This is a genomic window from Acidimicrobiales bacterium (genome assembly GCA_035316325.1).
GTDB lineage: Bacteria > Actinomycetota > Acidimicrobiia > Acidimicrobiales > VFJN01 > DASXTK01.
Genome location: DATHJB010000112.1, coordinates 1 through 6,760 on the forward strand (window position 1 = coordinate 1; position 6,760 = coordinate 6,760).

The following is a 6,760-nucleotide window of genomic DNA, read 5'->3' on the forward strand; positions in this document are numbered from 1 at the left end:
TCGAGGCGGTCGACGGCACGCCAGACGGCCACGCCGCCGAGGACGCCGACGAGCAGGGTGGAGGCCAGGGCGGCCTGACGCAGGACCCCCAGCCGTCTCGCCGCCGCCCGCTCTGCCGGCTGCGCTTGTTCCTGTTCTCGAACCGCCACCCGCACCCTCCTCCAGGAGCCGCCAGCATGCCCGACCGGAGCCCGCCGGTTGCAGCAGGCCTCGGCCTCGTCCGGCCTAGCCCTGCCCGAGGGCGTCCTGGGCCGAGACGGGCTCGACGGGGATGCTGTAGTACCCCTGGTTGGGTCCCGACCTGGTCCCGACCAGGAAGTAGCCCTCGAGGTGGTAGAGGTCGCGGGACTCGGGGAACGGCGGGTCGGTCGTGTCGTCGCCGAGGACGTGGAGGACCCAGGCGTCGCAGAAGGCGGTGCTCGGCTGCTCGGCCGCGGGTAGCCCTTCGCAGTTGGTCCAGAAGGGCGGCGAGTCGGTCTCGTCGGGCGGATCGCTGAAGCTGAGATCGAGGTGCACGGCCTGGCCCTCGTGGTCGAGGAGCCAGTCGATCAGCTCCTGGCCCTCGCCGACGCTGCCGACGAAGTCGGCGTCGAAGTCCGGCACCTCCGCACCGCCCGGGGCCATGCCTGCGGTTGTCGTGGTGGTCTCACCGCCGCCGGCCGGGTCGTCGCCGGGGTCGCGCAGGAAGAAGGCGCTCGCGACGACAGCCACGGCGGACAGGGCCCCGACGGTCAACCAGACCGGCCCGCGGGCGCGCCGAGCGCCGGGCGGTCCCTGGGGGATCGGGACGGGAGCGGGCGGTTCCCCGACGTCGGGGCCCGCCGCGACCGGCGCCCGGTCGCCGGCGGGGGCGTCGGCCTGGTGGGCTTCGGTGGTTCTGGTCGCATGGTGCTCGGCGGCGACGGTGGCGGCGCCGAGTGCCACGCCGTACTTCGGGTGGGCGTCGATGGCGACGGGGCGGCCCAGCTCGGCACCGACGAGTTGACCGACGAGCGGCACCCGCGACGATCCGCCCACCAGCAGCACGGCGTCCACCTCGGCCGGGGTGACCCGGGCGGAGCGCAGCGCCCTGCCCAGTGCGGTGATCGTGCCGGTCAGCGGCGCCCGCACCATGTCCTCGAACTCCGCCCGGGTCAGGCGCACGTCGCGGTGGGAGCCCGCGAGGGTCACCGGGATCGACACGGCGGTGTCCGACGACAGCGCCTCCTTGGCCTCGACGCAGTCGCTGCGGAGCCGGGCGAGGGCGACCTGGGCGCCCCGGTCGTCGGGATCGAGCGTCACGATCGCGTCGTCGGTCGCGGCTGCGACGTGGCGGAACACGGCCTCGTCGAGGTCGATGCCGCCCAGGCGCTCGATGCCCTCGGGCTCGCCGAGGATCTCCCAGCTGCCCTCGGTCTTGCGGAGCACGGCGACATCGAAGGTGCCGCCCCCCAGGTCGTAGACGGCCACCACCGAGCCGGGTTCGACGCGCTCCTGGGAGGCGTAGTGGATGGCGGCGGCCTCGGGTTCGGTGACCAGCGCCACGTCGTCGAGATCAGCCCGGGCGATGGCCTGGCGCAGGAGGTCCTTCTTGTACTCGCCCCAGTTCGCCGGGTGCGCCACGGCTATGGCCGAGGGTGCCTGGCCCTGGGTCTCGCTCACCCGATCGACCACCCACCGCAACAACAGGGCGACGAGGGCGTCGGCCGAGTAGGGCGAACCACCCACGATGACCGGGGTCGGGTCACCGATGCGTCGCTTGAACTCCCGAGCCACACGCAGGGGGTCGGTCGCCGCCCGGCGGGCTGCGGGCTCGCCGACGAGCACCTCGCCGCCGGCGCTCACCGCCACCATCGACGGCACGACCGGGGCCCGGTTGCCGAGGCTGGCCACCTCGACCGTGCCGTCCCGCCACACCGCGGCCGCGGTGTAGGTCGTGCCCATGTCGACACCCAGGCAGTAGCCCATCAGATGTCGCCGGTGGGGAGGAACGAGCGGACGAGGTGGCTGCGCGAGAAGTTCGACCCCGTCAGCAGTGAGAGCCGGCCCTCCTGGCGCGACAGGCGGTCGAGGGGACCATCGGCGGCGAACACGCGGCGGGTGAGCTCGGGGAGGGAGCGGGCGTCGGGGGCCTCGCGTCGAGTGCGGTCGCGCACCGACTCGAGGAAGATCCGCTTTGTGTCGAGGGCCTCCCGGACCGCGGCCTGCCCGTGGATGACGAGGCCGTGGCCGTCGAAGAGGACCCGGGCGCCGAGAGAGATCGCGTGTTCCAGGCTGGCGATCCAGCAGGGTCCGTCGACGTCGGGGAGTTGGGCGTCGAGCCGGTCGTCGACGTAGAGGTCGCCGGCGAAGAGCCAGCCGCGCTGGGGCTCGAACAGGCACACGTGGTCCGGCGTGTGCCCGGGCGTGGCGACGACCTCGAAGCAGAACGCGCCCACCTCGAGCCGGGCGCCGAGGGCGGTGACCCGGCTGCCCGTGAGGGGGCCGAACATGAACCCCCGGTACCAAGGGACCTGCGCCGGCCACCGAACGGCCGGGATCGCCGCGGGGTGTACCAGGATCTGCGCCGCGCTGACCTGGGCGAGCACGTCGTTGTTGCCGACATGGTCCTCGTGGGAGTGCGTGTTGACGACGTGCGTGAGCCGGGCAGTCACTCCGAGCTCGCCCAGGGTGCTGCGCAGGGCTCGGGCCGCCCACGGGAACCCGGTGTCGACCAGCAGCTCGTCACCCACGAGGTAGCTGACCGAGTAGTCGTAGCCGCCACCGATCCGACCGATCAGGCGCGTGACCGCGTTGTCGATGCGGACGACCCGCACCCCGGCGACCGGTTCGGCGACCGTGACCCGGAACGGGACCAGCGGTGATCGCCGGCAGGCCAGCTCGAAGGGGCGCCAAAGCCCGTGTCGCAGCCATCGGGCGACCATGGGCCGAGGCTACGGGCCGGCCGGCGGCCAGGACCCCGCCGCCGCCTGTCGGCGCCACCGGCGGCGGCGCGACCCGGCGACCAGCAGAACGACCACACCCGCTGCCAGCAGGACGACGCCCACGATCACCCCGCCGACGGTCAGCAGCAGACCCGAGAACCACGTCCGGGCGACGCTCGGGCCCAGCCGCATCTGCGCATCGGGAGCATCGCTGGATCCCACGCGCACCCGGTAGGTGCCCGGTTCAGGGATCCGGAACGTGTACTCGGGCTCGCCGTCGAACCGGCCTCTCGTATAGCTGAAGAACCCGTCGTTGTAGCTCGGGGTCGCGGTCCCGTCGGTCGCATAGGCACCCACATCGAGGCTGTCGCCGTCCTCGGACGTGATCTCCAAGTCAGGCGCGACGGCGTTGCTGTCGTCGCCACAGTCGAAGCACGTGGACTCGAAGTAGGCGGTCTTGCCGCCCGCGTCGTCGAAGGTGACCAGCTCCTCCCGGCCGGCCGCCACCGCCGGGTAGCCCCCGACGCGGTCGCCCATCCCCGACATGCGCTGGACGCCGCCGATGACGGCGAGCCCGCCCAGGATCACCGCGGCGGCGCACAGGCCGATACCCCACCGCCGCCCGACCGTCCCCGGCTCACTCATCGAGCCTCCTGTCCCGCACCGGCGGAGCGTAACGACCGGAGCCGGTCCGGATGGCATCATGAGTGATGTCCCAGACGTCTCGAGGCAGGTGCTCGATGAACGATCCATCTGGGTTCGCCAGCGACCGGGCCGATCTGCTCTCGCTGTATCGAGCCCTGCTCCTGCCGCGGCTGATCGAGCACAAGATGCTCGCACTCCTGCGCCGGGGCGATCTGTCGAAGTGGTTCTCGGGACTTGGGCAGGAGGCCGTCTCGGTCGGCATCGTCGCGGCGCTCGAAGAGGACGACTGGATCCTTCCGACGCATCGCAACCTCGGGGTCTTCTGCGGGCGCAAGGTCGATCTCGCTCGCTTGTTCCGCCAGCTCCTTGGCCGGGACGGGGGCTTCACGAACGGACGGGACCGCACCTTCCACTTCGGCAGCCTCGACCACCACGTGGTCGGGATGATCAGCCACCTGGGGGCCATGCTGCCGGTGGCCGACGGCCTCGCTCTGGCCGCGCAGCTGCGGGGCGAGGACCGGGTCGCCGTCGCGCTCGTCGGCGACGGGGCGACGAGCGAAGGCGACGTCCACGAGGCGATGAACCTCGCCGCCGTCGGGAAGCTGCCCGTCGTGTTCGTGGTCGAGAACAACCAGTGGGCGTTGTCCACGCCGGTGGGGGACCAGTACGCCTGCGCCGAGCTCGTCGACCGCGCCGTCGGCTACGGCATGCCGGGCGAGCGCATCGACGGCAACGACGTGCTGGTCGTGCGCGAGGCCGTCCGCCGAGCGGCGGCTCAGGCGCGGGCCGGTGGTGGCCCGACCCTGCTGGAGTGCATGACCTACCGCATGCGCGGTCACGAGGAAGCCTCCGGTGTCGACTACGTGCCGTCCGACGAGCTGACGCTTTGGGCCGAGCGCGATCCCGTCACGCTCCTCGAACGGGCGCTCGAGGACCAGGGCTGGCTCGACGAAGTCCAACGTGAACAGCTCCGCGCCGAGGTGCAGGCCGACATCGACGCACTCGTGGCCGACTCGTTGGCCGCACCGCTGCCCACCTCTGACGCCGCGTCCGAGCGCATGGACGTGTACGCCATGCCACGGCCGCTGCGGCGAGCGCCGGCGAGCGCCCGCACGGCGGGTGATGGCAAGGAGATGCGCTACATCGACGCCATCTCCGACGGGTTGCGCCAGGCGTTGCGGGCCGACGAGGGCGTCGTCATCCTCGGGCAGGACATCGCCGGGTACGGCGGCGTCTTCAAGGTGACCGCCGGGTTCGTGGAGGAGTTCGGCTCCCAGCGGGTGCGCAACACCCCGATCATCGAATCGGGGGCGCTGGGCGCAGCCCTCGGGCTCGCGCTCGACGGGTTCCGTCCGATCGTCGAGCTGCAGTTCGGCGACTTCGTCTCCTGCGGCTTCAACCAGCTGGTGAACAACCTGGCGACCACGCACTACCGCTGGGGTGCACCGGTCCCGGTGGTCGTCCGGGCACCGGTCGGTGGTGGTCTCGGGGCCGGCCCGTTCCACTCACAGAACATCGAGCCCTACTTCTGTGGTGTCGCCGGCTTGAAGATCGTCGCGCCGGCCACTCCGGCGGATGCCAAAGGACTCCTGCTCGCGGCGCTGGACGACGGCAACCCCGTGCTGTTCCTGGAGCACAAGTGGTTGTACCGCAACGGCAGAGGCACGGTCCCGGACGGACACCACACGGTGCCGATCGGCGAGGCGCAGATCACACGCCCCGGCCGCGACGCCACCGTCGTCACGTACGGCGTCGGCGTGACGTGGGCGCTGGAGGCAGCGCGGGTCCTCTCGGACGCCGGAGAGGCCGACGTGGAGGTCGTCGACCTCCGCTCGCTCCAACCCTGGGACCGTGACACGGTGCTCGACTCCGTCCGCCGCACCTCGCGCGTGCTCGTCCTGCACGAGGCGCCGACGAGCGGCGGCTTCGGCGCAGAGGTTGCGGCGACCATCGCCGACGAGGCGTTCGACTGCCTCGACGCGCCGGTCCGACGGCTCGGCGGCCTCGACACCCCGATCCCGTTCGCTCCCCAGCTCGAGGCGATCTGGTCGGCCAAGGATCGGGTGCTACCGGCACTGCGAAGCCTGCTCGCCTTCTGAGCGCCACTGCTCGATGTCGATGCGGGGTGGCGCTTCGCTGCGGCCGTCGCGGTGTGCTGGGTAGCGTGAGCCCGACTGACGCCGGTGTCGGTGAGATCGAGGGTGGACGAAGGGAATCGCTGTGTCTACGAGCGCCGTCGACGAGATCGACCTCTCGGACCTGGAGTGGTGGGCCCGGCCCCTGGCCGACCGCGAGGCGGCGTTCGCTCTGCTGCGCACCGAGCGCCCCATCGCCCGCATGGTCGTGCCGGAGCTGGTCTATCCGGAGGTCCCGGAGCTGAGCCAGCCTGAGACGGAGTACTGGGCGGTGACCCGCCACGCCGACCTGGTCGAGGCCAGCCGGCAGCCGGCGCTGTTCTGCTCGGGCAAAGGCACCAACATCCTCGATCTGCCGGTGCCGTTCCTCGAGTTCTTCGGCTCGATGATCAACCTGGACGACCCGCGCCACGCCCGGCTGCGGCGCATCGTGTCGCGGGGGTTCACGCCCCGGCAGCTCGAGCTGCTGCGGGCGGACGTCGAGGGTGTTGCCGCCGAGATCGTCGACGCCATCGCCGAGCGGGGGTCGTGCGACTTCGTCACCGAGGTGGCGGCGCGATTGCCGCTGCGGGTGATCGTCGACCTGATGGGCATCCCGCGCAGCCAGGAGGAGTTCATCTTCGACTGCACCAACGTGATCCTGGGCTTCACCGATCCCGAGTACGTCAGCGACATCGAGGATCCGGCGGCCGTCATCGGGGCGCTGCTGACCGCCGGCCAGGACCTCGCCGCGATGGTGCAGGAGCTGGCCGAGGCCCGCACCCGCGACCCGCAGAACGACCTGATCACCGCCCTGGTGACCAGCGAGGTCGACGGCGAGCACCTCACCCCCGAGGAGCTGGCGTCGTTCTTCATCCTGCTGGTGGCGGCGGGCAACGAGACCACCCGCAACGCCATCGCCCATGGCATGTGGCTCCTCAGCGATCACACGGACCAGCGCGAGCGGTGGCTGGCCGACGTCGACGGGCTGGCGCCCACCGCCGTCGAGGAGATCGTGCGCCTCGCCTCGCCGGTGATCCACTTCCGGCGGACGGTCACCCAGGATGGCGTGCGTCTCGGCGACCACGAGTTCTCGGA

The 6,760-nt window shown here is 71.8% G+C and carries 5 protein-coding genes; 2 read left to right on the plus strand and 3 right to left on the minus strand.

Annotation, left to right across the window (positions count from 1 at the left end):
- Positions 1-225 precede the first annotated feature (225 nt).
- The 3 genes from VK611_15160 to VK611_15170 are packed head-to-tail and all read right to left on the minus strand — an operon-like array spanning position 226 to position 3,548.
- Positions 226-1,923, minus strand: coding sequence for an Hsp70 family protein (locus VK611_15160; GenBank protein ID HMG42672.1), 1,698 nt, complete (start codon positions 1,921-1,923; stop codon positions 226-228).
- A gap of 23 nt (positions 1,924-1,946) precedes the next feature.
- Positions 1,947-2,903, minus strand: a complete 957-nt coding sequence (locus tag VK611_15165) for an MBL fold metallo-hydrolase (GenBank protein HMG42673.1) — start codon at positions 2,901-2,903, stop codon at positions 1,947-1,949.
- 9 nt (positions 2,904-2,912) lie between these two features.
- Positions 2,913-3,548, minus strand: coding sequence for a hypothetical protein (locus VK611_15170; GenBank protein HMG42674.1), 636 nt, complete (start codon positions 3,546-3,548; stop codon positions 2,913-2,915).
- Between the two features lie 95 nt (positions 3,549-3,643).
- On the opposite strand from VK611_15170, the gene VK611_15175 reads away from it, so the two are divergent.
- Positions 3,644-5,647, plus strand: a complete 2,004-nt coding sequence (locus tag VK611_15175; GenBank protein HMG42675.1) for a thiamine pyrophosphate-dependent enzyme — start codon at positions 3,644-3,646, stop codon at positions 5,645-5,647.
- 121 nt (positions 5,648-5,768) lie between these two features.
- A partial coding sequence (locus VK611_15180) for a cytochrome P450 (protein ID HMG42676.1) occupies positions 5,769-6,760 on the plus strand: 992 nt, incomplete at its 3' end.

What these genes read in the sequence shown, in the direction of transcription:
- VK611_15160 (HMG42672.1), bottom strand. Translation starts at nt 1,923, where the DNA reads ATGGGCACGACCTACACCGCGGCCGCGGTGTGGCGGGACGGCACGGTC.
- VK611_15165 (HMG42673.1), bottom strand. Translation starts at nt 2,903, where the DNA reads ATGGTCGCCCGATGGCTGCGACACGGGCTTTGGCGCCCCTTCGAGCTG.
- VK611_15170 (HMG42674.1), bottom strand. Translation starts at nt 3,548, where the DNA reads ATGAGTGAGCCGGGGACGGTCGGGCGGCGGTGGGGTATCGGCCTGTGC.
- VK611_15175 (HMG42675.1), top strand. Translation starts at nt 3,644, where the DNA reads ATGAACGATCCATCTGGGTTCGCCAGCGACCGGGCCGATCTGCTCTCG.